This is a genomic window from Bradyrhizobium algeriense (assembly GCF_036924595.1).
Lineage (GTDB): Bacteria > Pseudomonadota > Alphaproteobacteria > Rhizobiales > Xanthobacteraceae > Bradyrhizobium > Bradyrhizobium algeriense.
In genome coordinates, this window is the sequence record NZ_JAZHRV010000001.1 from 2689177 (window position 1) to 2713745 (window position 24569).

The following is a 24569-nucleotide window of genomic DNA, read 5'->3' on the forward strand; positions in this document are numbered from 1 at the left end:
CTCAAGCGCTCTTTTTCTTCCGGGAGCGGGCAGCTCGCGCTGACGTGTTCAGTTCCGCGGCCGCGCGAATGAGCGCCTTCAATGCCTTTTCATTGATCTTGTCGCCCTCGCGGATATCGATGGCGCGCCTGACGTTGCCTTCGAGGCTGGAGTTGAAGAGGCCTGACGGGTCGTCCAGCGCGGCGCCCTTGGCGAAGGTCATCTTCACGACAGCCTTGTAGGTCTCGCCGGTGCAGATGATGCCGTCATGCTCCCACACCGGAACGCCCCGCCACTTCCACTCCTCGACCACTTCGGGGACGGCCTGCTTGATGATGCTGCGGACCCGCGCGAGCGTCTCGCCGCGCCAATCGCCCAGCTCCTTGATTCTTGCATCGATGTGCCGGGAGGGAGAGTCTCCTGCTTTTGCTTCCTTTGAGCCGCTCTTGCTCTTCATGGTTGCTGTCGCTTTCTTCATGGTTGTTGTCGGCATCCTCTAGCTGCGCGGCGATTCGATCCAATCTCGGAAGAATTGTTCTTGTGCATCGACATCGGCGGGAACGACATCGGTGCCTTCATCGAATATGCCGACCAAATCGGCGCGATTGGAATGCTTGCCGGGGGCCAGTTTGTAGGCTTTCAAGCCTCGCCCCATGTCTCGGGCCATCGTTGAGGGAAACACGTTCAGGCTTGCACCGTAGCAGTAGGGAATCAGACCATCATGTTGAAGCTGCCGGCGAATTGAAACCAGCGCGTCGAAGAAGTCTGCGGCCTCGGAAGAGATTGTCTTGTCACGGTATCGGCAGGTCAGAAGGCAACGATTTTCCTCATCGCTGACCTCGAAGGTCGCACGCTCACCGTCCGAACCGCCCACCAGACGCACGCTGACGGTCTCAGTCATCTTCGGTCCCGATCATTGACGAACATGTTAGCCTGGCATCGTCTCGATGTCCGCTCCCGCCACGCATGCACCTCGCAACCGCCGCTCACATTCGTTCGCCGGGCAATTGGCTGGCTTGCTTCACCCAGGCGACAAGCTGAGCTTCGTCGGGCTGCTCGTCCTCGCGAATGTCGAGGTAGCGCACTTCCTTGTGCTTGGACTCGCCGGGCGGGACAGGGCGCAGGGACGTGCCGCGGAAGAACGTCACTTTGACGTACTTCGTGAAACAGTGAAAGGCGATGAACCAGCCGCCCTGATCCTCGACGCCATAGAAGGGCGTGTTCCATTTGACGGCCTTTCGCACACCGGGGACGGTGCGCACGATGAGCGCATCGAGGTGGCGCCCGACGTCGCGTTTCCAGCCCGGCATGGCCGCGATGTAGGCTTGGACGGGGGCGTCGCCGTCCCCCTTCGCGATCTGAGGATTGCCGCCTGAGAGCAGGACAGGCTTTTTTGCGGCGGCCTCCTTTGTGACCTTCGCCGACTTCGCGGACGTCTTGCCGGCCATTGTTCACTCCTATCCGCTGATGCCTCGCGCGCCGCGCCATTTGGCGGCATAGGGCAGCGCGAACATGTAGAGGCCGGTGAGCAAGAGCAGGACGAGCGGGAACAGCGCGAGCAGGCCGACCCAGACGGCTTGCTTCTCCTGCACCATGGCGATGACGTTGACGATGACGGCCACCGTGAAGGCAATGGACAACCAGCGGTGGATTTGCCGAATAGAAATATTCCAGTTCAATGAGGCCTCCCTTTGAAGACGAGCCGAAGCGCAACGCGGCGGTTTCAGTCCGTTCGCGCCACGACCTCTTCCAGTTTCGCGAAGAACTGCTTCCATCCGGCGTGGGCGCCGCCGTAGGCCTGCTTCTGATCCGGCCGGAAGCCCGTCTGCTCCATGCGCAGCAAGGTCCCCGTGCGCGTCGGCGTGAGCGTAAACGTCACCACGCTCTGCAGATTGAAGGCCGCATCCTCGTGCTTGAAATTCCAGGTGTAGGACAGCGCCTTGTTCGGCTCGATGGCGAGGACCTCGCAGTCCAGCACGCCGCCCCAGTCGCCGCGAAGATTGAAACGGTGGCCCACGGCTGGCTTGAAGTCGTTCTTCATCAGCCATTCCTCCATCAGGTGCGGTTGCGTAAGCGCACGCCAGAGCTTTTCCGGGGCATGCGGCATCTCGCGTTCGACGACGACGGAGCGGGTTTCGGTCGTGGTGTTGGTCATTGGTCCATCCGTTTGAGCAGATCTTCGAGATCGTCGAATTTCCTCTGCCAGAACCCCGCCATCTCGCTCGTCCAGTCGATCAGCGGGGCCAGGGCGCCGAGATGCGCGCTGTAGTGCGTCTGCCGACCTTGATGGCGGTCGCGCACCAGCCCGGCCTGCTTGAGAACGCCGAGATGTTTCGAGACCGCCGGTTGCGAGATCCCGGCCCGCGCCGTCAGGGCTCCCACCGTCTGCTCTCCTTCGCGGCACAGCCGCTCGAAGATCGCCCGACGGGAAGGATCGGCTAGAGTTCGGAAGAGCACGTCGTGGGCGTTCAGCATCTGGGATCGATAACCTATGGGTTATTGATTGATGCATAACCGCGGAGATATGGGCTGGTCAAGTGGGAATTCGAAGCGCAACGGCAGGCCTCATTAAGGGAACCGCTGGCTCCTGAGCTTAATATATCCCGTTGGTTATGCATTTCCGGATGCCATCCGCGCAGCAGAGCCTGGTCGTTGGCTCGTTGTCGAAGACGGGCCGCATGACCATGTACGGACAGGGAGGTGAGGCTCATGGAAGATGCCGGCCGTCAGGCTCATTGGGAAAACGTCTACACGACGAAGCGCGAGAACGAGGTCAGCTGGTTTCAGCAAAGCCCGGCGCCTTCGCTCGACTTGATCGTGCAGGCAGGCGCTGTCAGCAATTCGGCCATCATCGACATTGGCGGCGGCGCTTCGCGGCTGGTCGACAATCTCATCGAGCAGGGGTTTGAGGATGTCACCGTGCTCGATCTGTCAGGCGCGGCGCTGGCTGCCGCCAAAAGCCGCCTTGAGAGCCGCCTTGAGAGCCGCCTTGGCGCTAGTGCCAATCGGGTTCGCTGGATCGTCGCGGACGCGACAACCTGGGAGCCGGCCAGGCCCTACGATATCTGGCACGACCGGGCGGCGTTTCACTTTCTCACCGACGCGAGCGATCGCGCCGCCTACATCGCCCGCCTCGAACGTGGCCTGAAAGTCGGTGGGCACGCCATCATTGCCACCTTCGCGCTCGACGGCCCCGAAAAATGCAGCGGCTTGCCGGTCGCCCGCTATGACAGCGCAAGTCTCGGGCAGACGCTCGGCAGCATGTTCAAGCTGGTGCATACGCAGCGCCACGAACACGTGACCCCGTGGGACTCCCGGCAGATCTTCCAGTTCAGCGTATTCAGGCGCGAGGACTAACTCGCGCCCGCCGCGCGCGCCAGAACTGATCGACATTCTATATTCATTGTGAATGCGTGAGCGGTGGAGCAGCCGTCCGCTGACACGGCCCCTCCTGTGTTGAAAATCGCAATCGCGGACTAATATTGTCTTATCTAGTCAATCGCATTCGGATAGATTGACGCTCGCCATGCCCTTCTACCGACCCAACGAAGACGATCTTCGGCCTGATGATGATTTCGATCCCGCGGACGTGCCCCGCGCCATCGCCGCCGTCGGAATCGACATGTTCACCAAGGGCGTGGAGATACCTATTCACGAGCATCGGAAGGCCCAGCTTATCCTGACCTTGCGTGGCGTCGTCAGGTGCGAAGCCGACCAAAGCGTCTGGATTGTGCCGCCGCGCTGTGCGGTGTGGATTCCCGGCAATCTTCCCCACAGCGTGACCGCCGCCGGAAATGTCGAGGTCTATCTCCTGTTCGTCGAACCGGATGCGGCGCCGGCGCTGCCCAGTCAATGCTGCACACTGTCGATCTCGCCGTTGCTGGAGCGTTTGCTGCTGCACGTCGCCCAGATGCCGGTCCTGTACGATGTCGATGGCGCCGACGGCCGGGTCGCCACGGTGCTGCTCGACCAACTGTCTCTGGCGCCCGTCGAGAAGCTGAACTTCCCGATGCCGGTCGACGCCAAGCTGCGCAAGATCGCCATCGCGATGATGGCCGATCCCGCCGACCGCGCGACGATAGACGAGTGGGGCCGGCGCATGGCCGTTGCCCCGCGGACCTTGACCCGCGCCCTGAAACGCGAGACCGGCATGAGCTTCGGCCGCTGGCGCCAGCAGCTCCATATCCTCATAGCGTTGCAGCGTCTCGCGCAAGGAGCGTCAGTCCAGACGGTGGCGCTCGATCTCGGCTATGAGGGCGCGAGCGCCTTCGTCACCATGTTCCGTAAGGCGCTGGGCAAGCCCCCCGCCCGGTATCTGGCGGAACGTCGCATCGCCGCGTGACCTCCGTCCGTCTTCGGACATGCTCCTTCGCGGATGCTGACCAGAAATCGCAATATATTGTCGTATTTGCGGAATGTGGTCAGGCGGCCGATCTCGTATTTCTGGCTCTGACGCTTACGCACTGGCGCGTCCCAAGGAGCCGGAAAACATGGATTCAGTCAGCAGCGGTCTCGTCGCGGACGTTCTCCAACGCCTTCATCAGGAAGCGGATGCGGCCGATGCACCGCTGATGCAGGCCTACGCGAGCGAGATAACCAATGTCGAGCAGGCGATGAAACAAGTTGTCGAGGCCGAGAACAAGGATTTGACGGGACTGTATCACGGTTACGCCGATAATTTCCTGAGCGTCTCCCCGGAGTTTGGGCGCTTTCTCTACATGTGCGCCCGTAGCTGCAAGGCTAAGCGCATCGTCGAGTTCGGCTCTTCGATGGGGATTTCCGCCATCTATATGGCGGCGGCGCTGCGTGACATGGGCGGCGGCGTCCTGATCGGCACCGAGATTGAATCCAGCAAGGCCGAGCGGGCGCAGGCGAACCTCAGGGCCGCCGGGCTGGCCGATCTTGTCGAGTTTCGGATCGGCGATGCGCGGGAAACCCTCAAAGCCGGCGTCGGCGGCGACATCGACATGGCGATGCTCGATGGAGCCTTCACCCTCTATCTTCCCATCCTCACGCTGCTGGAGCCCCATCTGAAGCCCGGCGCGATAATCATCGGCGAGAATGCGTTCACGGAGGCGGGCGGCTACATCGAGTATGTCCGCGATCCGCAGAACGGTTATCTCTCACTGCCGCTGTCGTTCGATCCGGGGCGCGGCAACGAATTCACGGTCAAGACGAGGTGATCCGCATGGGCCACGACGTCGAAATGTCAGTGAGGAGCGAGCGAACCTTTGACCCAACGCGCCGACGAACCGCAAAATTCTGCGCCGCTGCTCACTCCGCCGGGTCGAGTCACACGGACGTTGCTGCGATGGTTCATGCGTCCCGCGCGCGTCGCGGCAGTCGAGACGCTCTCGCCCCGCTTCCGGCTGGCCGACCTGGAAGGCGAAGCGCTCAGGAACGTCGCCTGGACGGCTGGCCAAAAGGTCCAGGTTTCGATCGGCTCGGGCCTTAGCGCGCGGACCTATACACCGATATCGTGGGACGCCGAAAGCGGCAGGACACGAATGCTCACCTTCGCGCATGGCGACGGTCCCGGCAGCCGATGGGCAAGCGGCCTGCGCGAAGGCGACACTTGCCAGTTCTTCGGTCCGCGCCGCTCGCTCGATCTATCCGGCCTTGAATCGCCGGTGGTTCTGTTCGGCGATGAAACCTCGTTCGGCCTGGCGGCGGCACTCCGCGATAGTCCGCAGGGTGCAAGCGCAACCCATGTGTTCGAGGTCTCCCATGTGTTCGAGGTCTCGGATGTCGTGGAGTCGCGGCCGGTGCTGGAGGCGATCGGCCTCGGCCAAGCGATCTTGATCGAGCGCCTCGCCGACGACGCCCATCTCGCCGCAGCCGAAGCCAAGGTGTTGCGCCTTGCCGCTAGCGGCGCGCATTTCGTTCTTACGGGCAAGGCATCGTCGATCCAGCGCGTAAGCCGGGCCCTGAAAGCAGTCGGCGTCGTATCATCGCGGGTGAAGACCAAGGCCTATTGGGCGCAGGGCAAGATCGGGTTGGACTAGGTTTGATGACATTCAACGCAGCCAGATCATCGCAACGGCGAGGTTTGAGAATCCTGAATGTCGATCCAACCTAGCTAGTGCGCCATGCCGCGTGCCAATTCCTGGCAGGCCTCCATGCAGCGGCGGCAGCTTTCCGCGCAGATGCGGCAATGCTCATGCATGGAAGCGTGCTTCTGGCACTCCTCCGCGCAAAGCCGGCAGGCGGCGGCGCAGACGCTGAGCATGCGGCGCATCACTTCGTCATCGGAACCTGTCCTGCGGGTCATGATGCGGCCGGTGATGTTGCAGATGTCGGCGCAATCCAGATCCAGGCAGATGCACTGGGTCAGCTCCTGCACCATGCGCTCTGACAGGCAGGCGTCGCCACAGGAGGTGCAGGTCTGGGCGCAGGAATAACATTCCTCGATGCAGCGGATCAGAGTGTCGTTGATCTGGCCCTGGACGGCCGGGTGGGTGCCGATCATTTCGCGGGCGTGCATGGTGGTGCTCCTGGCTGGAGGGCAGACCGCCACCGGGCGGCTGTTACCTTAAGTCGCGGCCCAGAAAAATGTTCTGGCTCTCCGGCAATACGAACCTGGCCCTGCCGGGTGCGGATGGATTTGATTCGTCGCAATGCGATCATTCTCGACCGGGATATGTTAACGAAACCCGCGATTTCGTGATGGAACTTTGCTTCCCATCATGGGTCGGGTTGTGCGAAACTGGCCCCGTGAAACGCTCGATCCACCTTTGCCGGCTGCTGGCGGTCCTTGTGATCGTCGGCCTCGTCATCGCCCCGCTCACGGCGCGGGCGAATGCGGGCGCGACGGCATCGATGGCGATGACGTCGATGTCCGATGACATGACCGCCATATCCGACGATATGCCGTGCTGCCCGGACAAATCGTCGCCTGTGGATTGCGACCAGTGCCCGTTGATGGCGCTCTGCGTGTCGACGACGTTGCAGGCGCCGCTGCCGGCTGGTGTCGCTGAAATCCAGCCCGTTACGCTTCGGATGCTGCTTCCCGGCAGCGATCCCGACGTGGAAAGCATTGGATACTCACCCCCTCCAAAACCTCCCCGGTCCCTGGTCCTTTCGGCGTAGCTCGCCGGAGTACGCGGCGCTCTTGCGGCGTCCGCGCCCATGCCGCCATCGCGGCTGACCACGAGACCTGAGGATTATCACTATGAAGGCCAATCAGTTTTCGCGCACCCTTTGGGTTGCGCTGACCGGCGCTGTCATGACCTGCGCCGCCTCCGTCGCGCTTGCCGACATCAAGAACTACGAGTTCAGGCTTGTCGAACCGACCGTGAAGGCCGGCCCCGACAAGACCATCACCGTGAAGCTCTCCGACAACGCGACGGGCAAGCCTGTTCCGGACGCGGTCATCTTCGCCACGCGCCTCGACATGGCTCCGGATGCCATGCAGGAGATGGTCACCAAGGTCACCCCGCTCCCGGGATCGGAGCCGGGCACCTACCGATTCAAGGCCACCTTTGGCATGGCTGGCCGGTGGCAATTGTCGCTCGGCGCGAAGGTGCAGGGTGAAACCGGCACGGTCGAAAACAAACTCGTCATCCAGGCCGACCAATGAAACGGTCGATCCTGCTAGTCGTGGCAGCCGCTGCCATTGGGGCTGCGACGGTGGCCGTCATCATCTCGCGTCCGTTCGTCTTGTCGAGTGGAGATACCAAGCACGCCCATGTCATCGCGCAAGCCGAACCGGCTTCCGCTGCGATCTACTACCAGGATCCGGACGGCAAGCCCCTCTATTCGCTGACGCCGAAAAAGACACCTGACGGCCGTGACTACCGCGCCGTCCCCGCGGGCGCCGACATCAGTTTCGACGATCCGGCGGAAGTGGCGGCTGCGCCGCCTGCCGACCGCAAGATCAAATACTACCGCAACCCGATGGGCCTGCCGGATGTTTCGCCGACGCCGAAGAAGGACTCGATGGGGATGGATTACATCCCCGTCTACGAGGGCGACGACAGCGACGACGGATCGGTCAAGGTCTCGCCCGGAAAGATCCAGCGCACCGGCGTCAAATCCGAGCCGGCCGCCCTCCGACCGATCCGGACGGTGGTGCGCGCACCAGGCACGATTCAGCTAGACGAGCGCCGAGTCTCAGTCATCGCGATGCGCGCGGAAACCTACCTGCAATCGGTCGCCGACGTCACGACCGGCACCTTCGTCAAGAAGGGACAGGCTTTGATGCAGGTCTACAGTCCTGCAGTTTCCAGTGCGGCCGCCGAGTATGTGACGACAATAACGTCCAGGACTACCGCGGGCGAGCCCTCCTACGGACGCGGCTCGCGGCAGCGGTTGATGAACCTCGACGTGCCCGACGCGGTGATCACCGCGATCGAACGGACGCGGGTCGTTCCCGTGACCGTCGAGTGGTCGGCCCCGCGCGATGGCATCGTACTGGAACGCAACGCGGTCCAGGGCATGAGAGCTCAACCGGGCGACGTGCTCTTCCGCGTCGCCGACACCTCGGTTGTCTGGGCATTGATCGACGTGGCCGAGCGCGACCTCGGCTCGCTTGCGGTCGGACAGCCCGTAACCGTCCGGGCGCGCAGCTTCCCGGCGCGGGACTTCTCCGGAAAAATCGCGGTCGTCTACCCCCAGGTCAACCGCGAGACACGGACAGCCCGCGTTCGGATCGAACTCGACAATTCAGATCTGGCGTTACTGCCGGACATGTACGTCGATGCCGACATCGAGATTGGCGGCTCGGAGCCCGTTCTGGCGGTTCCCGACAGTTCGGTGCTCGATACGGGCTCTCGGCAGGTCGTTCTGGTCGATAAGGGCGAGGGCCGGTTCGAACCCCGTGACGTCAAGATCGGCCGCCGGGGCGGCGGACTAATCGAAATCCGCAGCGGGGTGAAGGACGGAGAGCCCGTCGTCGTTGCCGCCAATTTTCTGATTGATGCGGAGAGTAACCTGAAGGCGGCTCTCAAGGGCTTTGCCGAGGGAGCGCAGCAATGATTGCCCGCTTGATCGCTTGGTCGGCCCGTAACCTGCTGCTGGTGCTGTTCGGCACCGGCTTCGCTGCCGCGGCTGGCCTCTATGCACTCATCCATCTGCCCCTGGACGCCATTCCCGATCTCTCCGACACGCAGGTCATCGTTTACACGGAGTATCCCGGTCAGGCGCCGCAGGTCATCGAGGACCAGGTCACCTATCCCTTGACGACGGCGATGCTGACGGTACCGAAATCGAAAGTCGTTCGCGGTTTCTCGTTCTTCGGCGTCTCGTTCGTCTACGTCATCTTCGAGGACGGTACCGACATTTATTGGGCGCGCTCGCGCGTGCTCGAATTCCTGAACGCCGCGACCTCGCGTATTCCCGCCGGCGTGACGCCGACCATCGGCCCGGATGCGACCGGCGTCGGCTGGGTTTACCAATACGCTATCATGTCGAAAGAGCTGAACCTTTCCGACACGCGCGCCATCCAGGACTGGAATCTGAAGTTCGCGCTCGCCAAGGCCGAAGGTGTCGCGGAAGTGGCGAGCGTCGGCGGCTTCGTCAAGCAGTACAACGTGATCCTCGATCCGCAGCGCATGCGCGACCGCGGCATCACCATGCAGAAGATGCGCGAGGCGATCCGTGCCAGCAACGCCGACGTCGGCGGCCGCACCGTAGAACTATCCGAATTCGAATACGTGATCCGCGGCAAGGGCTACCTGAAGGGCATCAACGACCTCGGCAACGTCGTTCTGAAGGTGAGCAATGGCACGCCCGTACTGCTGCGCGACGTCGCCCGGGTCGAGCTCGGCCCCGACGAGCGGCGCGGCATCACCGAACTGAACGGGGAGGGCGAGGTCGCGAGCGGCATCGTGCTGCAGCGCTTTGGCGTCAACGCGCTCGACGTCATCGAGAACGTCAAGAAGCGTTTCAAGGAAATTGCCAGCAGCCTGCCGAAATCGGTCGAGATCGTGCCGGTCTACGACCGCTCGAACCTGATCTACGCGGCCATCGACACGCTCAAGCACACGCTGTTCGAGGAGAGTGTCGTGGTTGCGCTGGTGTGCATCGTGTTCCTGCTGCACGTCCGCAGCGCGCTGGTCGCCATCCTGATGCTGCCGGTCGGCGTGCTGATGGCGTTCGGCGCGATGAAGCTGCTCGGCATAGGCTCCAACATCATGAGCCTCGGCGGGATTGCAATCGCGATCGGCGCGATGGTGGATGCGGCGATCGTCATGATCGAGAATGCCCACAAGCATCTCGAACGGGCGGAGCCTGGACAGTCGCGGATCGCGATTCTGATCGAGGCGGCAGCCCAGGTCGGCCCGGCACTGTTCTTCAGCCTGTTGATCATCACCGTATCGTTCATGCCGATCTTCACGCTGGAGGGGCAGGAGGGCCGGCTATTTAGCCCGCTCGCCTTCACCAAGACGTTCGCGATGGCGGCGGCGGCGCTGTTGTCCGTCACGCTGGTGCCGGCACTGATGGTTGTGTTCGTGCGTGGAAAGATCGTTCCGGAGCACAAGAACCCGATCAACCGTTTCCTGATCTGGATCTACCGGCCGGTCATCAAGGCGGTGATGCGCGCCAAAATATTGGTGATCCTGATCGCGCTCGCCGTTCTGGCCGTGACGGTGTGGCCAGCTCGGCAGCTCGGCACCGAGTTCATGCCCAATTTGAACGAGGGCACGCTGCTCTACATGCCGACAACATTGCCGGGCATCTCTGTCACCAAGTCCGCTGAACTGATGCAGACACAGGATCGGATCATCCGGTCTTTTCCGGAAGTCGAATCCGTCTACGGCAAGGCAGGCCGCGCCGCGACGGCAACCGATCCGGCGCCGTCGGAAATGTACGAGACCGTCGTCAATCTCAAGCCAAAGCAGGAGTGGCGGGCCGGCGTGACGATCGACAGCCTGATCGCGGAGATGGACAAGGCGCTACAGTTTCCCGGCGTCTCCAACGCCTGGACCATGCCGATCAAGGCTCGCATCGACATGCTGTCGACCGGCATCCGCACCCCGGTCGGGGTCAAGGTGATCGGCACCGATCTGGTCGAGATCGACAAGCTCGCCAAGCAAATCGAGCAGGTTCTGAAGGCGGTCCCGGGCACCTCGTCCGCCTACGCCGAGCGCGGCATCGGCGGCTATTATCTGGAGATCACGCCGGACCGCGAAGCGATGGCGCGCTACGGCATCATGGTCCAGGACGTCCAGGATACCATTGCAACGGCGCTTGGCGGGCAGACGGTCACGACGACAGTCGAGGGACGCCAGCGCTTCTCCGTCAACATGCGCTACCCCCGGGATTTGCGCGACAATCCAAAGGCGATTGCAAGCGACGTGCTGGTGCCGATGCCGGCCGGCGGCGCTGTTCCGCTCGGCGAAGTCGCAAAGATCGCTCCCGCGCGCGGGCCGTCCTCGATCCGCACCGAGAACGGCCAGTTGGCGACCTACATCTATGTCGACATCCGCGACCGCGACCTCGGCGGCTATGTCGCCGAGGCGCAGCGCGCCGTGCAAGCCAGCATCCAGTTTCCGCCTGGATATTACGTGATGTGGAGCGGCCAGTACGAATACCTCGAGCGCGCCACCGCGAGGCTCAGAATCGTCGTTCCCGCAACACTGCTGATCATCTTCCTGCTGTTGTATCTCAACTTCCGGTCCGTCACCGAAACGATGATCGTGATGCTGTCGCTGCCGTTCGCACTGGTCGGCGGGCTCTGGCTGATGTGGTGGCTCGGCTTCAATCTTTCGGTTGCGGTCGCGGTCGGCTTCATCGCGCTCGCGGGCGTTGCTGCCGAGACCGGCGTGGTAATGCTGATCTACCTGAACCAGGCGCTCGCCGAGATCAGGGCCCGCCGCGACGCCGAAAACCGGCCGCTGACGAAGCGCGATCTCTACGACGCCATCATGGAGGGCGCGGTGGAGCGCGTGCGGCCGAAGATGATGACGGTGGTGGCCATCATGGCCGGGCTGCTCCCGATCATGTGGAGCAGCGGCACCGGCTCCGAGATCATGCAGCGCATCGCCGTGCCGATGATAGGCGGCATGATTTCCTCGACCTTGCTGACGCTGATCGTGATCCCGGCGATCTTCGGCCTGGTGAAGGGATTTGGGCTGAAGACCGACGACGATTCCGCTGCAGGGGCTCCGCATTCGACGGCGCCCTCCAGCCGGCGGAAGAAAGGCATTCTGGAGCCGGTCCAATGAGGAGCACGGGAATTTTTCGGAGCAGATGGAAGCGAGGAGGTTGGCAATGAACAGATTCTTTGTGATCGCGCTTTCGATGGTCGCATGGTTGTCTTCCGCTGTTGCCGAGCCGGGCGACGCCGCGCGGGGCCTGCGGGGTTTCCGCATTTGCGCGCCATGCCATTCGCTTGAGGCGGACCGAAACATGACGGGGCCCAGTCTTGCCGGTCTGTGGGAACGGAGGGCCGGATCGTTACCGAGCTTCGAACGCTACTCCGATGCTCTCAAATCGTCCGGCATCATATGGGACGACCGTTCGCTGGACGCCTGGTTGACCGATCCCGATCGCATGGTACCGGACAATGAAATGCCGTTTAACGGCATCAGGGACCCGCAGCACCGCGCAGACCTGCTTGCCTTTCTGAAGGAAGCAACCAAGCCTGGAGCCGCGCCGCAAATGCGCGCTCAAGGACCGATGGAAGGCATGGGCGGGATGATGGGCGGCGGCCGCGTTCCCAACCTGAAAAGTCTGGAATCGAACATGCAGGTGAAGACGATCACCTACTGTCACGACACCTATCGGGTGACCACGACTGATGGCAAGACGCGCGCCTTTTGGGAGCGCAATCTGCGCCTGAAGACCGATTCCGGAAAGGATGGTCCGCAAAGCGGCGCACCAGCCCTCGTGCCCGCGGGAATGATGGGTGACCGGGCAGACGTGATTTTTGCCGCGCCGGAAGAAATCAGCAAGGCGATCGAGGCGCGATGCTGAAGGGAGCGGCACCATGGCAGTTCGCGCAGACGTGGGTCGGGTCCGGATGCTCGCCATGCCATCCTCGATTTTTTTCGTCGTCGTGGCAGTAGACTGTAACCAAACCAGTCGGGCCAGCGAACTCACGAGATAGCAGGCATGACGACCCTGGAAATCGAACTCAAGGCCCTGATGCTTGCGAGCCTGGACGGTAACGCGGCGTCGTACCGCTCGTTGCTCGATCAGTTGAGCCGCCGCTTGCGCGCTTATTACAAGACTAAGTTCGCAGCGCTCGGCAGAGGTACATCGGAGGCTGAAGATCTGGTTCAAGAAGCTGTATTGGCAATCCATATCAAGCGGCATACCTACGACCCGGGAGAGCCATTGACGCCTTGGGTGCACGCCATCGCGCGCTACAAATTGATCGATTTTCTGCGTCGCAACCGCGCTTCGCTCGCCGACGTGCCGATCGACGAAGCCGATGAGGTCATGGCGGATGACGACCATACGGGCGCCGAAAGCACATATGATATCAGGCGACTGATGGAACGGCTGCCGGAAGGCATGCAATGTTCGATCCAGGCTGTGAAGCTTGACGGACTGAGCGTAGCCGAAGCCGCGAGAAGATGCGGTCTTTCCGAGTCGGGCGTAAAGGTAAATGTCCACCGTGGGCTCAAGGCGCTGTCTGCACTGATTGCCCGGGAAACGCGAACATGAAGACGGATGAACTCGTTGCGCTCCTGAGTACTAACCTTGAGCCGGTCGACCGCAATTCGGTCGTGCGCACGCTTTATGTGGCAATTGCTGCGGGGTCTATTGTGGCGTTCGGCGTCGCCGTTGTTGGCTTAGGCTTCCGGGCCGACCTGATGACAGCCCGTGCACTGATGTTTCTCGCCATAAAGCTTGCCTTTGCAATCGGGATCGTCGGCCTCGCGCTGCTTTACCTGTCGAGACTGGCACGGCCGGGTGGGGAGCGGAAAATCTCCTCCGCCTTGCTTGTCGCTGTGCCGTTTCTCATCATTATGGTTCTTGCCGCCATCAGCCTTGGATCCGCACCCCGGTCGCATTGGGAAAGCATGATCGTCGGCGATGAATGGTTGGAATGCCTTCTCTCTATTCCGATCATTGCGATTGTCCCCTTCGCCGTTTCAATTTGGGCCGTGCGAAAAGGTGCTCCCACCAATCTTTCGCGAGCCGGCGCGTTCGCAGGCCTCATCGCGGGAGGCGTCAGCGCAATGGCTTATGCACTCCATTGTACGGACGATTCGCTGCCGTTTATTGCCGTCTGGTACGGCGGAACGATTGTGCTGTGCACTCTAGCAGGCGCCTTGCTCGGGCCGCGCCTTCTACGCTGGTGACCGTCGCAGTTCAGATCGCGTTTGTGATTGACCTCATGCCCATTAGCCAAGCCGTGGCACCGAGATAGAGCCCGACGCCGAACCACGTGTGTACAGAAATATTGAGGGTGCGAACGGCTGTGGGCTTCGGCGTATGCGCCGCCATGAAGCCGAGACCGAGCGCCGGCTGCATGACAAACCAGGGCGCAACGAGAACGATCAATCCGAACGCCACAGCCGAAAGGAGACTTGGTTCCGAGCCGAAGATCGATCTCAAGCTCACAAGGTAGAGCGCCGCATAGGCGATCCCGACCGCATAGTGGAATGTCCAGCCGATCGCGAGTTCGCCGCGAACCGCCGGTGTTGCTGTGATCGGGCGATGAACGAATGCCCCGCGCGAGAATCCGGCCACCCAGCGTCCGACCAATCCCCAATTTGCCGGCGGGATGCCAACAACGGCCTGGAGCAGGCGAAGCCAGAGGTCCGCCACTAGTGTCGCAATGCTGCCCACCACAATGCTCTCGATTGCTAATGCAGCATAGGAATTCGGTAGATCCATCATTGTCGCCTCCGAGACTGACGTGCATGGTCAACTCTCGTGGTAGCGGCCGGGACAGTGCGCCGGAGCGCCTCAGGCAAGCCGGTACTCCACGATGAGCAGTTAAGTAGCTTGGCGGCGCTCTCGCGTGATCGCAAACCACAAGAAAGCGAGTCCGAGGAGGACGAACAGGGGCTCAAGGACGAGGTCCATTTGTGTATTCGTCAGGTGATGGAGGCCAAAGATCCAGTGGACCCAGACGATATCGAAGCTCAAGACGAAGCCGGTGCCCGCGAGCACGCCCAAGAAGAAGGAAGCCGAGGTCGCTCGCTTGGTCCAAAGCAGAAACCCAATGAGCACGGCAACCGCGACAGTGAGCACTGCGAGTTGTCCGGCCGACGTAGTGACCGGATACAACGTAAACGCAAGCACCAAATCGGGTTGCGTGTCGTTGATTTGATCAAGTCCAGCGGAGGAGGACAAGCAGAGTCCGAAGGACGAGGTCCACCATTTGTGTACTTGCGCGGTCAGTCCCGCACCGGCCAGCAGACCCAGAAGGAACGTGCCGGACGAGACTCGCTTGCTCGACAGCGTCTGAACGGCGGTGATCGCGACAGCGGCAATGCGTCGTGCGGCGTCAATCGCGAACATGTCGTTCACCCCCCGGCGCGATGAGTGCCCGAACGTCAAGGCCGCCTGACAAATCAGGAGCGCAGATATTTGATCGACGCCGCGATCCCAAGCAAGGCGAAGACGAAAATGGCGAGGTGATAAACCCCCATTGCCACCAACGCGCCGGAGCCCATCGTGGTCATGTCCATGGTCATGAATTGTCTCCAACATCTGCAAATCGAAGATAGCGAAGGATAGCCAGGATGAAGCGGCCGCGACTCTATTGAATCTATCGGGCGGCGGCGGGACAGGGCTTGAAAAGGCGATGAAATTGTTGTGAGAATCGAATGAGAGCCTTGGGAGGATCGATACCGGCGGTGCAGGTCATTCGATTCATTCGGGACGCAAACGGAGCCCGGATCGCCTATGCCACGGTCGGCGAAGGCCGGCTCATCCTCTGCCCCGCGTGGTGGGTCAGTCACGTCGAGCGGGATTGGGAGCATCCGGGATTTCGGCGCTTCTTCGGTCGCCTGGCGGAGGGCTTTCGCGTCGTCCGCTACGACCGACCGGGCACCGGTCTGAGCGATCGCGACGTTCCACCGCGAACGCAAGCGGACGAAGTGCAACTGCTCGCAACACTCGCCGATGAACTCGGCGACCGCCAGTTCTCATTGTTCGCGGTGTCTTGCGCGGGACCGGTTGCGCTCACGTATGCGGCTGCGCACCAGGAACGCGTCCGCCGCTTGTGTTTCTATGGCTCGTATGCGAGGGGGGCCGATATCGCGACGCCGGATCTGCGGGACGCGATCACCGATCTTGTGAGTGCGCATTGGGGCCTTGGATCGGTCGCGCTTACAGCGCTATTCCTTCCCGGCGCCTCGATACAGGATTCGGAAAATTTCTCCCGAAACCAGCAGGACTGGGCGAATGCACCGCAGGCAGCGCAATTGCTGCGCCTGAGCTGTGAGATGAATGTCGCGGCAGATGTCCTTTCACGCGTCCAGGCCGAGGCGCTGGTCATACACCGGCGCAAGGACCGCGCGATCCCCCTTGAAGCTGGCCAAAAGCTCGCTGCCGAATTACCTCGCGCGCGGCTCATAACACTGGACGGCGACATACACCTGCCATGGATCGATGGCGACGCGATTGCCGACGCGGTCCATTCGTTCCTTGCCGGCGATGAGGTACGCGCGGCTGCCTCAGCACCGTTATCTGGATGCCGGCTCGACGAGGCCAATCGTGAGATCGTCCTGGACGGTCAACGTCGCCCAACGACGCGGCTGGAGTACGCTGTGATACTCACCCTGATCCAGGCAAGTGGACGCGTCATCACCCGAGACGAGATGCTTGCCGAAATCTGGAACACCCCCTTCGCGGGCTCGAACAAGGTGGACGCCGTAGTCGGATCACTGCGGAAGAAGCTCGGCCCCTTCGCAGCTTCCATCGAAACCGTGACGGGCCATGGTTACCGCTTCCGAGGATGGAAGAAGGCCATCAACGACGTGCATTGATCGTTCGGTTGACTTCGGGAGTGGGCCAGATTGCGCAATTGTGTTTCGCACCTTCGCGGGCGCAGCATTGAGCCCAAGACTTGTTGCGGCGATGGCGGTTTTCACGTCGGCGTGAGCTTGTAACCGACTGGCATTTAGCTCCGAACTCATGATTAGAGGCGCACATGACGGCGCTTCCAATCATGGAGCCGGAACATGTCAACCAAACATCTTCTCACGATGTCCCTCTTGTTGCCGCTCGTGGCGGTCTCCGCGACTGCACAGGCGGGCTCGACCATTACCGACAAGAGCTATTGGCCGAATGAGGCCAGGCGGAGCACGCCGATCGGTGCTGTCTCGCAAACTGGTCCGTATTCAGCGTTCGCCTATGATCGAGCGGCATCACGTTTGGCGCCCGCCACCGCCGGCGGCGGATCGGGGTTCCGCTACCAGGGCGGGCCGAAGGGGCGTTGATACTCACGGGCGCTATATCGCAGTCGAAGGTCGTCGGCCGAGATGCATGGGCCGCGCGATCTGGAGCAAGAGGGGTTGCGGTAGATCGTCTACTCCCGCAACCCGTCACATTCCCTTTCATCGCAGCAGAGGCGTTCCAATGACCTTAAGTCGGGACAACGACACCCCTATGGGCGGGACCTCACTGATCACCACTTTGGGCAGTTATTTCGTCCGCTATCGGATGGCGCTGTATCTTGTCTTTGCAGCGGCGGTTTCCTTGAGTGTCGTCTGGAATTGGAATTGGCTAACAGGCGCCGAGATATTTCGCATCATGGCGTCGCTGCCGTGCACGTTCATGATGCTCATGTGCATGAAGCGAGTGAGTTGCAGGCAGCCTCAGGTGGCAGTTGATCCGCGGGGCGACGGAGTGAGCCAATGATGGACAATATGATGCCAGGAATGATGTGGGGTATGGGGTTTGTCTGGTTGTTGGTCGTGATCGTCTTGATCCTCGCGGCCGCGGCACTGATCAAGTACCTTCGCACCGGGAGCAAGGAGCCACCAGCGCGTTAGCGTAAACGTGCGCTATCCCCGCGACCTGCGTATCATGGCCGGACTGCTGCGTGGCGTGAAGCTACGGTAACCGCAGGGCAGATCATCCAGGACCTCGACGGCAGGTTGCGCCCGGGCCAGGACTGGCGGCTGGAAGTAACTGACGAATTCGCAAATCCGCTCTACGTCGTCCACATCGTCGCCGACCGGGTCAGATAAAGCCGCGGTCCCGGCCACAAGGCCGGGCCGGGACCGGTAGACGGTTCGTCGGCCTATTTGGGGGTACGCAAAGCCGGCGATGAGAGCCAGCGGTCAATGACGGCCGCGGCTTCGTTTGCAACCGCCACCTCCATGAGACGCTCTCGCTCGCGGCCCGGCGGCAGGCGAGCTGCCTTTTCGCGGGCGTGAACGGCAATTTGGTTGAGCCGTTCCTGGAGCGGAAGCGCCGGGCGGCTGCGATTGCGCTTTTTCTTCATAGTGGACCTCCTTGCTGGCCTGATCCTTTCATTTTGCGGCAGGCGCATCCTTAACCTTTGTTGGGAACAGGCCTCGGGTCCGCGTGTTTCATTCAGGTCAACAAGTCATCGAACGGAAGGGGACGCGGCTTTGGAGCGGGAGCTGGTGTTGGCGGCTATGTTGCGGCGGCTCAACACCGTTACAGGATTGGATGAGGCGGACATTGCTGCCATCCGCGCGTTGCCGATCATCGTGCGGCAATGGGAGGCTGGACGTCCCGTCGTATCCGACGGCGATCGTCCGACGGAATGCAGTCTCGTGATCGAGGGATTCTGCGTGCGCGCCAAGACGACCTTCAGCGGTCAGCGGCAAATTCTTTCAATTCATATCCCCGGTGATATCCCGGATCTCCAGAGTCTGCATCTACACAGGATGGATCACGATCTCATCCCGGTGGTCCCGTCCACGCTTGGCATGATCAGTCACGCCTCGTTGCGTGCCTTGACGCGCACCCGGCCGAACGTCGCCGAAAAGTTCTGGCGCGACACGCTGATCGATGCGGCGATATTCCGGCAATGGATCGTCAATGTCGGCCAGCGGCCAGCGGATAGCCGGCTCGCTCACGTCGTTATGGAGCTTCGCTACCGCCTTGCCGTCGTCGACCGTACGGCGGGTGAAACATTTGAAATGCCGCTTACGCAGGAACAGATTGCAGAGGCGCTGGGGATCACGCCGGTCCACGCCAATCGCGTCATCAGGCAACTGCGCGAGGCGAAAATCGTCGATATCAGCCGGGGGCGCGTGGTGGTGCTGAACGAAGCGAAACTTGCGCAATTGGCGCAGTTCGACGACCGTTATCTTCATCAAAGTCCAACGCTCTGAAGCCGCGTCTCGAGCGGAAACCTTGGAAAGGTTTGAGGGTGCCGGCCGCCGACTGCGCGTGGATCAATGGCGATGTGCGCGAATTTGTCGATCCCGTGGAACGATTCTTTCTCGGGAAAATTATGCAATTGTCCAAGGGATGGACACATTAAACTCAAGCGGCTGCCGATGCGGTCCCGCCCGTAAGGCTCATTGGCAGCCGTTGTTTGTCGCCACCGCCATGAAGAATTTCGCCAACGCGTCCTTCCCGCCCGAGGTGATCTCGGTGATGGAGGAGGCGCTTGATGCGGCGGTGGCTTCGCTTCCCGAGCCCGTCCATTCCACGCACGTTCAATGTATCGCCGAGGCGATCCTGCGCGCAGCCGACAAGGGCGAGCGCGACCCGCAAATCCTGCAAAGGTTGGCATTGCTGGAACTGCAGATCGTTCGGCGCTAGGCGCGCGGCCAGGCTAGCCGGCCGGCTAAGTTTCCGTTCGGGCCCTTGCGCTACGCCGCGCGCACCTGACTGAGAAACGCGTCGACCTGCTCGCGCAATTGCTGCGATTGCCGCGACAGATTGCTTGCGGCGGTCTCGACCTGGTTTGCCGCGATGCCGGTAGCTGCGGCGCCCTCGGTCACGCCGCCGACATTGGCGGATACTTCCTGGGTGCCGGCCGCGGCCTGCTGCACATTGCGCGCAATCTCCTGCGTCGCTGCGCCCTGCTGCTCGATGGCGGACGCAATAGTCGTTGCGATCTCGCTGATTTCGCCGATGGTTTTGCCGATCGCCTCGATCGAGACGACGGATTTCTGCGTGGCGCCCTGAATCGCGGTGATCTGGGAGGCTATTTCCTCGGTGGCCTTCGACGTCTGCTCGGCCAGGTTCTTCACCTCGGCCGCGACCACGGCAAAGCCCCTGCCGCTGTCGCCGGCACGCGCTGCTTCGATGGTTGCGTTGAGCGCCAGCAGGTTGGTCTGCGAAGCGATGTTGTTGATCAGCTTGACGATATCGCCGATCCGCTGGGCCATGGCTGCGAGACCCTGAATCTCGGTGTTGGTCCCCTGCGCTTCCTGCACGGCCTTTGCCGCGATCGCCGCCGATTGGGTGACCTGCCGGCTGATCTCGGTGACGGATGCGGACAATTCTTCCGTGGCGGTCGCCACGGTCTGGACGTTACTCGACGTTTCCTGCGCGCCCGACGCCACGGCGGACGCCTTGTTGGTATTCTCGGTCGCGACGGCCGCCATCTTTTCGGCGGTGGCGCGCATCTCGACAATCGATGTGGCGACGGCATCGAGCACGTGGGTGGCATTCTGGTCGAAGCCCTGCGTCAGCGTCTCCATCATCTGCTGGCGATGCTCCTTCTTCTGCTGTTCCGCTTGCTGTTCGACAGCGAGATCGTTCGCTCTGATGGCGTTGTCGCGAAAAACCGCGACTGACCGCGCCATCTCGCCGACCTCGTCGGCCCGCGCGAGCGCCGGAATGTCGATCGACATGTCGCCGCCGGCGAGGCGTTGCATGGCAGCCGTCATGGCCGTCACGGGGCGGATGACGCGGCGAGACAGAATCCAGATCGACGCCATGCTGACACCGATACCGAGCAACATGACGAGGGCGACCAGAACGAGCTGCGCCCGTGCCGCTGCAGCCTTGGCCGCCGCGTGGACGTTGGTGACTTCGACCGCGGCATCCTTGATACGAACGATGAATTCCAGCGCAGGGTTCGACGCGTCGTACCATTGCTGAACCGTCATCGGATAGCTGCCGCCGGCCGCGCCGGCCTTGTAGATCGTATCGGTTTGCACTTTGAAATTGCCGAGGAAGTTTTGCTCGGCGGCGGCAACCGCGGATGTCAGCGGCGGCGCCGCACCGGCGGTTAGATCGCGTATCGTCTGCCAGTTCGATTGCACATGCCCCCGCCAGCCGGCGATGTCGCGCTGCTGCTCGGTCGATAGCGCGCGGCTCGCCGAGATGTTGCCGGCATGAACGGCGCGTTCGCGGCCGGCATATTCGCGCATCAGGAACGCGCCCTGCTTGATCATCGTCAGCTCGCCGACGATGGCGTCTTCCTTGCTGATCTCGCGCGAGGCTGTGGTCCAGAGCGATTGAACCCGCGTCAGGAGATCCGAGACCGCCGGGTACCACGATTTCAGCAGTTCGGCATCGCGCTGCTCCTTCGGAGACTGAAGGGCGGAATCCGCGCTGCGGCGGAGCTGCTTTACGCGCTCATAGGCCTGTTCGAGTTCGGCAATCAGCTTCTTGCCTTCCGGCGTCGCGGTGGCGGCAATCTGCCGGAGCGCCGGAGCCAGCACGGCATCGCCCTGCGAACGGCGCTTCTGGATCAACTCGCGCGTCTCCGCGCTTGTCGGGGCAGGGGCCTGCAGGGCGGTATTGGTCTGGCCGCGTTCGAGCTGAATGTTCTCCAGTCCCTTGAGCAGTTGATCGGCGTTTGCATTCACCTCGGCAACGCGGACGGCGGCAGCGTAGCTGCGCCAGGCGTCTGTGCCGGCAATGGCGCAGGAGATCAGGACCAGTGCCGCGAGCACTCCGACGATGAGGGCGAGGGTGGTCTTGACGGTGAGGGCGCCCGAACGGGCCTCGCGCTTCGAATGCATGGGGAATACCTTCCGGTGGCGGGCCCCTGATCACGGCCTCTTCGCTACTACCAGCCGGCCGTTACCAACCCGCTAACCGTGGCGCCAAGCTGTAGTGCCAAGGTTCTGTTTTCAAAGCCCTTTCGACATTTTCTGATATTTGTTCGGACAGGCCGCGTCCCTAAAGTTGCAGACGCAGACGAGATCGCTGGCATGGGCGTGGGGGCAATCATCTCAGCTTCGCACGATCGAGCTGGCGCGGCCGATCAGCCGCGCCAGTTGCTCGAAGCGGCTGCCGACGCGATCGGCGACGAGAGACCATGCGGTGCTGGAACACCAGCATCAGCTCGCGGCCGCGGGGATCGGAAGAGCGTGGGCTCCGAACCAAAACTTGTGACGCCGTTCACCATCGCCCCGAAAAGGATCAGATAAGCTTGGGTTACCTGGAGCTGCTGCGTCGGGCGTACGTGTCCGTTGATCCATTTTCGATCCTGTTTGACACACTCCTTTCCAGGAGGAAGACGATGCCAGATCTTGCAAGAAGTCATGCCGTGGTCATTGGCGCCGGCATGGCTGGCCTTACGGCCGCTCAGGCGATCTCAGGGCATTTCGGGAAAGTCACGATCATCGAGCGGGACATGCTTCCCGCCGGGGCCGCGCCCCGAAACGGCACGCCGCAGGCCCAGCATGCCCATATACTGCTCGCAGGCGGGCTGAAGGCGCTGCAGACCCTGTTTCCGGGATTTGAGAACGATCTGGCGGAAGCGGGCGCCGTGAAGATCCGCACGGGTAAGGATATAAGGTTTGAGCGTCCCGGGTTTGATCCTTTCCCGATTCGCGATCTCGGCATCGACACTTTCTGCATGTCGCGCCCGCTGCTCGAAGCCGTTACGCGACGACGCGTTCAGCAGACGGCCAACATCAACATTTGCGTGCGCTCTCGCGTGACGGGGCTCGTCCCGTCCCGTGACGCAACGCGGATCGAGGCGGTCCGTTACGATAGCGAAGATGGGCCTGCCGTTACCTTGGGAGCCGACCTGGTTGTCGAAGCTTCCGGCCGCTGCGGCCTGACGCTGAAGCTGCTCGAAGAGCTTTCTCTGCCGAAGCCCGAAGAAACCGAGATCGGCATTGATCAGGCTTACGCGAGCACCATTGTCGAGCGGCCAATCGATCACAATGCTGACTGGCTCGGCAATATCATCCTGCCGTCAGCACCCGCCAGCAGCCGCGGAGCGTTCCTGTTTCCGATCGAGAAGCAGCGGTGGCTGCTTTCCGTCGGAGCCAATCATGGCGATGCGCCTCCGGGCGACCGCGCAGGATTCATGGATTTCGTCAGGAGCCTGCGCACCCCGACCATCTATGACGCGGTCAGGGATGCGCGGCCGCTGACTGATATCGTCCGCTACCAGCTGCCTTGCAGCACGCGGCGGCATTTCGAGCGCCTTGAGGCGTTCCCGGCAGGGCTGCTCGTGATCGGCGATGCCCTCTGCCGCTTTAATCCAGTGTTCGGCCAGGGCATGAGTGTGGCGGCACAGGAGGCCGTGATCCTGGAGCAGTTGCTGGCGGAAGGTGTTCCCAAGGAGCGGCTGGCGCGAGACTTCTTTGCTGCCATCCAGGACACCATCGCAACGCCGTGGGGCGTTGCCGTCTCCGATTTCGTCTACCCCGCCACGCGCGGCGTTCGGCCCGCCGACCTCGCGCAGCGCTTGCAATACGGTATGGCCTTGACCAGGCTCGCCGCTGCGGATCCCGAGGTTCACCGGTTGACCGTGGAAGTCTCGCAACTGCTCAAGCCGCAGGCCGCGCTGCGCGAGCCGGCGCTCGTGGCGCGCGTGATGTCGCTGATGTGAGCGGCAAATGCGGGGAGGCCGCGGTGGACTTTGTTACCGTCGTTGCCGCTCGGCTCGAAAAGTGACAAGGTTGCGCCCGAAGGAAATGAGCCATGGGCTTCTACAACGACATTATCCTTCCAAGGGTTTGCGATCTCGCGATGCGCAACGCTCAACTTCGTCCCTATCGCGAGCGGGTGATCGGCGCGGCGGAAGGGCTGGTCATCGAGATCGGGGTCGGCTCGGGTCGGAATTTGCCTCTCTATCGGTCCCCGGTGAAGGAGGTACTGGCGCTGGAGCCATCTCCCCAGCTCACGGCGATGGCCCGTGGTGCTCTGCATCCGGGCATGCCGGTCCGCTTCATCGAAGCGTCGGCAGAAGCCATTCCACTCGACGATCAAAGCGTCGATACCGTCGTGACCACCTGGACCTTGTGCAGCATTCCAGATGCCGCCATGGCGCTCACCGAAATGCGGCGCGTGCTTCGGCCGAGTGGCAAGCTCTTGTTCGTGGAGCATGGCATGGCGCCGGACAGGAATGTGCGGCGATGGCAGGACTGGCTGACGCCTGCCTGGAAACGCATCAGTGGCGGCTGTCATCTCAATCGACCCATCAGCACGATGATCGAAAGTGCGGGCTTCAGGATTGATCGGGTGGAGACCGGCTATATGCCCGGACCCAAGGCGATGACGTTCATGTACGAGGGCAGCGCGCGACCAAACTAGCGGCATAGCGGACATGGCCCGACTTGCTGCTGGCTTGACCCGGTCGCGAATGACCCTAACGGCCCGGTCGCCCGGCAGGCATTTCGCAGGGAAATTCGTCTCATTGGCAAGTAAGCCCGCTCCGGCGGGTCGCTCTGGCTGAAGCACCTCATCCGCGGTAGGATTGTTCGCGGGCGGAAACCCGATGGCTCGCCTGCACGCTGTTAAAGGGAGGTACAACGAAGAACGGAGGGAGGTAAAAC

The 24569-nt window shown here is 62.1% G+C and carries 30 protein-coding genes and 1 pseudogene; 19 read left to right on the forward strand and 12 right to left on the reverse strand.

The window, feature by feature from the left end; all coding sequences use genetic code 11:
- Position 1 precedes the first annotated feature (1 nt).
- The 6 genes from V1286_RS13200 to V1286_RS13225 form a co-directional block, all read right to left on the reverse strand.
- On the reverse strand, positions 2-457 hold the full coding sequence (locus V1286_RS13200) for a DUF1801 domain-containing protein (protein ID WP_334480143.1): 456 nt from the start codon (positions 455-457) through the stop codon (positions 2-4).
- A gap of 18 nt (positions 458-475) precedes the next feature.
- The gene (locus tag V1286_RS13205) at positions 476-880 is read right to left on the reverse strand and encodes a hypothetical protein (RefSeq protein WP_334480144.1); all 405 of its coding nucleotides are present in this window, start codon (positions 878-880) and stop codon (positions 476-478) included.
- 85 nt (positions 881-965) lie between these two features.
- Positions 966-1427, reverse strand: a complete 462-nt coding sequence (locus V1286_RS13210) for a DUF1801 domain-containing protein (RefSeq protein ID WP_334480146.1) — start codon at positions 1425-1427, stop codon at positions 966-968.
- Positions 1428-1436: 9 nt separating this feature from the next.
- On the reverse strand, positions 1437-1658 hold the full coding sequence (locus tag V1286_RS13215; RefSeq protein ID WP_334480148.1) for a hypothetical protein: 222 nt from the start codon (positions 1656-1658) through the stop codon (positions 1437-1439).
- 44 nt (positions 1659-1702) lie between these two features.
- Complete coding sequence (locus V1286_RS13220; protein WP_334480149.1) at positions 1703-2134, reverse strand: SRPBCC family protein; 432 nt, start codon at positions 2132-2134, stop codon at positions 1703-1705.
- Positions 2131-2454: an ArsR/SmtB family transcription factor gene (locus V1286_RS13225; protein ID WP_334480151.1), complete on the reverse strand. Its 324-nt coding sequence runs from the start codon at positions 2452-2454 to the stop codon at positions 2131-2133. The genes V1286_RS13220 and V1286_RS13225 overlap by 4 nt, the downstream gene beginning before the upstream one ends.
- A gap of 234 nt (positions 2455-2688) precedes the next feature.
- On the opposite strand from V1286_RS13225, the gene V1286_RS13230 reads away from it, so the two are divergent.
- The 4 genes from V1286_RS13230 (at position 2689) to V1286_RS13245 (ending at position 5984) form a co-directional block, all read left to right on the forward strand.
- Positions 2689-3336 (forward strand): class I SAM-dependent methyltransferase, encoded by a 648-nt coding sequence (locus V1286_RS13230; RefSeq protein WP_334480153.1) that lies wholly within the window; start codon positions 2689-2691, stop codon positions 3334-3336.
- A gap of 169 nt (positions 3337-3505) precedes the next feature.
- Positions 3506-4321 carry an AraC family transcriptional regulator gene (locus V1286_RS13235; protein WP_334480155.1) on the forward strand — a complete coding sequence of 272 codons (816 nt, stop codon included), beginning with the start codon at positions 3506-3508 and terminating at the stop codon, positions 4319-4321.
- Between the two features lie 148 nt (positions 4322-4469).
- Positions 4470-5162 carry an O-methyltransferase gene (locus V1286_RS13240; protein ID WP_334489654.1) on the forward strand — a complete coding sequence of 231 codons (693 nt, stop codon included), beginning with the start codon at positions 4470-4472 and terminating at the stop codon, positions 5160-5162.
- Positions 5163-5297: 135 nt separating this feature from the next.
- Positions 5298-5984: a siderophore-interacting protein gene (locus V1286_RS13245; protein ID WP_334480157.1), complete on the forward strand. Its 687-nt coding sequence runs from the start codon at positions 5298-5300 to the stop codon at positions 5982-5984.
- Between the two features lie 74 nt (positions 5985-6058).
- Here the strand turns inward: V1286_RS13245 and V1286_RS13250 are convergent, their stop codons facing one another.
- A complete protein-coding gene (locus V1286_RS13250) occupies positions 6059-6463 on the reverse strand; it encodes a four-helix bundle copper-binding protein (protein WP_334480159.1) in 405 nt (134 codons plus the stop codon).
- Between the two features lie 68 nt (positions 6464-6531).
- On the opposite strand from V1286_RS13250, the gene V1286_RS13255 reads away from it, so the two are divergent.
- From V1286_RS13255 to V1286_RS13285, 7 genes are all read left to right on the forward strand, one after another.
- Positions 6532-7068: a hypothetical protein gene (locus V1286_RS13255; RefSeq protein WP_334480161.1), complete on the forward strand. Its 537-nt coding sequence runs from the start codon at positions 6532-6534 to the stop codon at positions 7066-7068.
- 136 nt (positions 7069-7204) lie between these two features.
- Entirely contained in the window at positions 7205-7558 is a 354-nt protein-coding gene (locus tag V1286_RS13260) for a FixH family protein (RefSeq protein ID WP_334489655.1), read from the forward strand.
- Positions 7555-8955, forward strand: coding sequence for an efflux RND transporter periplasmic adaptor subunit (locus V1286_RS13265; protein ID WP_334480163.1), 1401 nt, complete (start codon positions 7555-7557; stop codon positions 8953-8955). The genes V1286_RS13260 and V1286_RS13265 overlap by 4 nt, the downstream gene beginning before the upstream one ends.
- Complete coding sequence (locus tag V1286_RS13270) at positions 8952-12146, forward strand: efflux RND transporter permease subunit (RefSeq protein WP_334480165.1); 3195 nt, start codon at positions 8952-8954, stop codon at positions 12144-12146. The genes V1286_RS13265 and V1286_RS13270 overlap by 4 nt, the downstream gene beginning before the upstream one ends.
- Before the next feature lie 61 nt (positions 12147-12207).
- On the forward strand, positions 12208-12897 hold the full coding sequence (locus tag V1286_RS13275; RefSeq protein WP_334480167.1) for a c-type cytochrome: 690 nt from the start codon (positions 12208-12210) through the stop codon (positions 12895-12897).
- A gap of 138 nt (positions 12898-13035) precedes the next feature.
- Positions 13036-13593: a sigma-70 family RNA polymerase sigma factor gene (locus V1286_RS13280; protein ID WP_334480169.1), complete on the forward strand. Its 558-nt coding sequence runs from the start codon at positions 13036-13038 to the stop codon at positions 13591-13593.
- Positions 13590-14234, forward strand: coding sequence for a DUF1109 domain-containing protein (locus tag V1286_RS13285; RefSeq protein ID WP_334480171.1), 645 nt, complete (start codon positions 13590-13592; stop codon positions 14232-14234). The genes V1286_RS13280 and V1286_RS13285 overlap by 4 nt, the downstream gene beginning before the upstream one ends.
- A gap of 10 nt (positions 14235-14244) precedes the next feature.
- Here V1286_RS13285 and V1286_RS13290 read toward each other — a convergent pair whose 3' ends face one another.
- The 3 genes from V1286_RS13290 to V1286_RS13300 form a co-directional block, all read right to left on the reverse strand.
- Positions 14245-14775 carry a DUF2938 family protein gene (locus V1286_RS13290; RefSeq protein WP_334480173.1) on the reverse strand — a complete coding sequence of 177 codons (531 nt, stop codon included), beginning with the start codon at positions 14773-14775 and terminating at the stop codon, positions 14245-14247.
- A gap of 99 nt (positions 14776-14874) precedes the next feature.
- Positions 14875-15402 carry a hypothetical protein gene (locus V1286_RS13295; RefSeq protein WP_334480175.1) on the reverse strand — a complete coding sequence of 176 codons (528 nt, stop codon included), beginning with the start codon at positions 15400-15402 and terminating at the stop codon, positions 14875-14877.
- A gap of 53 nt (positions 15403-15455) precedes the next feature.
- Positions 15456-15578, reverse strand: coding sequence for a hypothetical protein (locus tag V1286_RS13300; protein ID WP_334480177.1), 123 nt, complete (start codon positions 15576-15578; stop codon positions 15456-15458).
- Positions 15579-15740: 162 nt separating this feature from the next.
- Here V1286_RS13300 and V1286_RS13305 point away from each other — a divergent pair, with 162 nt between their 5' ends.
- The 4 genes and pseudogenes from V1286_RS13305 to V1286_RS38895 all read left to right on the forward strand — a co-directional run.
- Positions 15741-16874 carry an alpha/beta fold hydrolase gene (locus V1286_RS13305; protein WP_334480179.1) on the forward strand — a complete coding sequence of 378 codons (1134 nt, stop codon included), beginning with the start codon at positions 15741-15743 and terminating at the stop codon, positions 16872-16874.
- Positions 16875-17069: 195 nt separating this feature from the next.
- Positions 17070-17327 carry a hypothetical protein gene (locus V1286_RS13310; RefSeq protein WP_334480181.1) on the forward strand — a complete coding sequence of 86 codons (258 nt, stop codon included), beginning with the start codon at positions 17070-17072 and terminating at the stop codon, positions 17325-17327.
- A 417-nt stretch (positions 17328-17744) separates the two neighbouring features.
- The gene (locus V1286_RS13315; protein ID WP_334480183.1) at positions 17745-17882 is read left to right on the forward strand and encodes a hypothetical protein; all 138 of its coding nucleotides are present in this window, start codon (positions 17745-17747) and stop codon (positions 17880-17882) included.
- A gap of 51 nt (positions 17883-17933) precedes the next feature.
- Positions 17934-18080 (forward strand): annotated as a pseudogene (locus tag V1286_RS38895) (DUF6894 family protein); the annotation flags it as partial.
- Between the two features lie 53 nt (positions 18081-18133).
- On the opposite strand, the gene V1286_RS13320 reads toward V1286_RS38895, so the two are convergent.
- Positions 18134-18337, reverse strand: coding sequence for a hypothetical protein (locus V1286_RS13320; RefSeq protein ID WP_334480185.1), 204 nt, complete (start codon positions 18335-18337; stop codon positions 18134-18136).
- A 130-nt stretch (positions 18338-18467) separates the two neighbouring features.
- On the opposite strand from V1286_RS13320, the gene V1286_RS13325 reads away from it, so the two are divergent.
- The gene (locus V1286_RS13325) at positions 18468-19199 is read left to right on the forward strand and encodes a Crp/Fnr family transcriptional regulator (protein ID WP_334480187.1); all 732 of its coding nucleotides are present in this window, start codon (positions 18468-18470) and stop codon (positions 19197-19199) included.
- 220 nt (positions 19200-19419) lie between these two features.
- Positions 19420-19635, forward strand: coding sequence for a hypothetical protein (locus V1286_RS13330; protein ID WP_334480189.1), 216 nt, complete (start codon positions 19420-19422; stop codon positions 19633-19635).
- Positions 19636-19685: 50 nt separating this feature from the next.
- On the opposite strand, the gene V1286_RS13335 is transcribed toward V1286_RS13330, so the two are convergent.
- Positions 19686-21794: a methyl-accepting chemotaxis protein gene (locus tag V1286_RS13335; RefSeq protein ID WP_334480190.1), complete on the reverse strand. Its 2109-nt coding sequence runs from the start codon at positions 21792-21794 to the stop codon at positions 19686-19688.
- 503 nt (positions 21795-22297) lie between these two features.
- Here V1286_RS13335 and V1286_RS13340 point away from each other — a divergent pair.
- Positions 22298-23623 carry an NAD(P)/FAD-dependent oxidoreductase gene (locus V1286_RS13340; protein ID WP_334480192.1) on the forward strand — a complete coding sequence of 442 codons (1326 nt, stop codon included), beginning with the start codon at positions 22298-22300 and terminating at the stop codon, positions 23621-23623.
- Positions 23624-23715: 92 nt separating this feature from the next.
- Positions 23716-24327, forward strand: a complete 612-nt coding sequence (locus V1286_RS13345) for a class I SAM-dependent methyltransferase (RefSeq protein WP_334480194.1) — start codon at positions 23716-23718, stop codon at positions 24325-24327.
- Positions 24328-24569 lie beyond the last annotated feature (242 nt).

Bases quoted from the DNA above. Each gene is read 5' to 3' on its own strand.
- V1286_RS13200 (WP_334480143.1), bottom strand. From the start codon at position 457: ATGAAGAAAGCGACAGCAACCATGAAGAGCAAGAGCGGCTCAAAGGAA.
- V1286_RS13205 (WP_334480144.1), bottom strand. From the start codon at position 880: ATGACTGAGACCGTCAGCGTGCGTCTGGTGGGCGGTTCGGACGGTGAG.
- V1286_RS13210 (WP_334480146.1), bottom strand. From the start codon at position 1,427: ATGGCCGGCAAGACGTCCGCGAAGTCGGCGAAGGTCACAAAGGAGGCC.
- V1286_RS13220 (WP_334480149.1), bottom strand. From the start codon at position 2,134: ATGACCAACACCACGACCGAAACCCGCTCCGTCGTCGTCGAACGCGAG.
- V1286_RS13225 (WP_334480151.1), bottom strand. From the start codon at position 2,454: ATGCTGAACGCCCACGACGTGCTCTTCCGAACTCTAGCCGATCCTTCC.
- V1286_RS13230 (WP_334480153.1), top strand. From the start codon at position 2,689: ATGGAAGATGCCGGCCGTCAGGCTCATTGGGAAAACGTCTACACGACG.
- V1286_RS13235 (WP_334480155.1), top strand. From the start codon at position 3,506: ATGCCCTTCTACCGACCCAACGAAGACGATCTTCGGCCTGATGATGAT.
- V1286_RS13240 (WP_334489654.1), top strand. From the start codon at position 4,470: ATGGATTCAGTCAGCAGCGGTCTCGTCGCGGACGTTCTCCAACGCCTT.
- V1286_RS13245 (WP_334480157.1), top strand. From the start codon at position 5,298: ATGCGTCCCGCGCGCGTCGCGGCAGTCGAGACGCTCTCGCCCCGCTTC.
- V1286_RS13250 (WP_334480159.1), bottom strand. From the start codon at position 6,463: ATGCACGCCCGCGAAATGATCGGCACCCACCCGGCCGTCCAGGGCCAG.
- V1286_RS13255 (WP_334480161.1), top strand. From the start codon at position 6,532: ATGTTCTGGCTCTCCGGCAATACGAACCTGGCCCTGCCGGGTGCGGAT.
- V1286_RS13260 (WP_334489655.1), top strand. From the start codon at position 7,205: ATGACCTGCGCCGCCTCCGTCGCGCTTGCCGACATCAAGAACTACGAG.
- V1286_RS13265 (WP_334480163.1), top strand. From the start codon at position 7,555: ATGAAACGGTCGATCCTGCTAGTCGTGGCAGCCGCTGCCATTGGGGCT.
- V1286_RS13270 (WP_334480165.1), top strand. From the start codon at position 8,952: ATGATTGCCCGCTTGATCGCTTGGTCGGCCCGTAACCTGCTGCTGGTG.
- V1286_RS13280 (WP_334480169.1), top strand. From the start codon at position 13,036: ATGACGACCCTGGAAATCGAACTCAAGGCCCTGATGCTTGCGAGCCTG.
- V1286_RS13285 (WP_334480171.1), top strand. From the start codon at position 13,590: ATGAAGACGGATGAACTCGTTGCGCTCCTGAGTACTAACCTTGAGCCG.
- V1286_RS13290 (WP_334480173.1), bottom strand. From the start codon at position 14,775: ATGATGGATCTACCGAATTCCTATGCTGCATTAGCAATCGAGAGCATT.
- V1286_RS13295 (WP_334480175.1), bottom strand. From the start codon at position 15,402: ATGTTCGCGATTGACGCCGCACGACGCATTGCCGCTGTCGCGATCACC.
- V1286_RS13300 (WP_334480177.1), bottom strand. From the start codon at position 15,578: ATGACCATGGACATGACCACGATGGGCTCCGGCGCGTTGGTGGCAATG.
- V1286_RS13310 (WP_334480181.1), top strand. From the start codon at position 17,070: ATGTCAACCAAACATCTTCTCACGATGTCCCTCTTGTTGCCGCTCGTG.
- V1286_RS13315 (WP_334480183.1), top strand. From the start codon at position 17,745: ATGATGGACAATATGATGCCAGGAATGATGTGGGGTATGGGGTTTGTC.
- V1286_RS13320 (WP_334480185.1), bottom strand. From the start codon at position 18,337: ATGAAGAAAAAGCGCAATCGCAGCCGCCCGGCGCTTCCGCTCCAGGAA.
- V1286_RS13330 (WP_334480189.1), top strand. From the start codon at position 19,420: ATGAAGAATTTCGCCAACGCGTCCTTCCCGCCCGAGGTGATCTCGGTG.
- V1286_RS13335 (WP_334480190.1), bottom strand. From the start codon at position 21,794: ATGCATTCGAAGCGCGAGGCCCGTTCGGGCGCCCTCACCGTCAAGACC.
- V1286_RS13340 (WP_334480192.1), top strand. From the start codon at position 22,298: ATGCCAGATCTTGCAAGAAGTCATGCCGTGGTCATTGGCGCCGGCATG.
- V1286_RS13345 (WP_334480194.1), top strand. From the start codon at position 23,716: ATGGGCTTCTACAACGACATTATCCTTCCAAGGGTTTGCGATCTCGCG.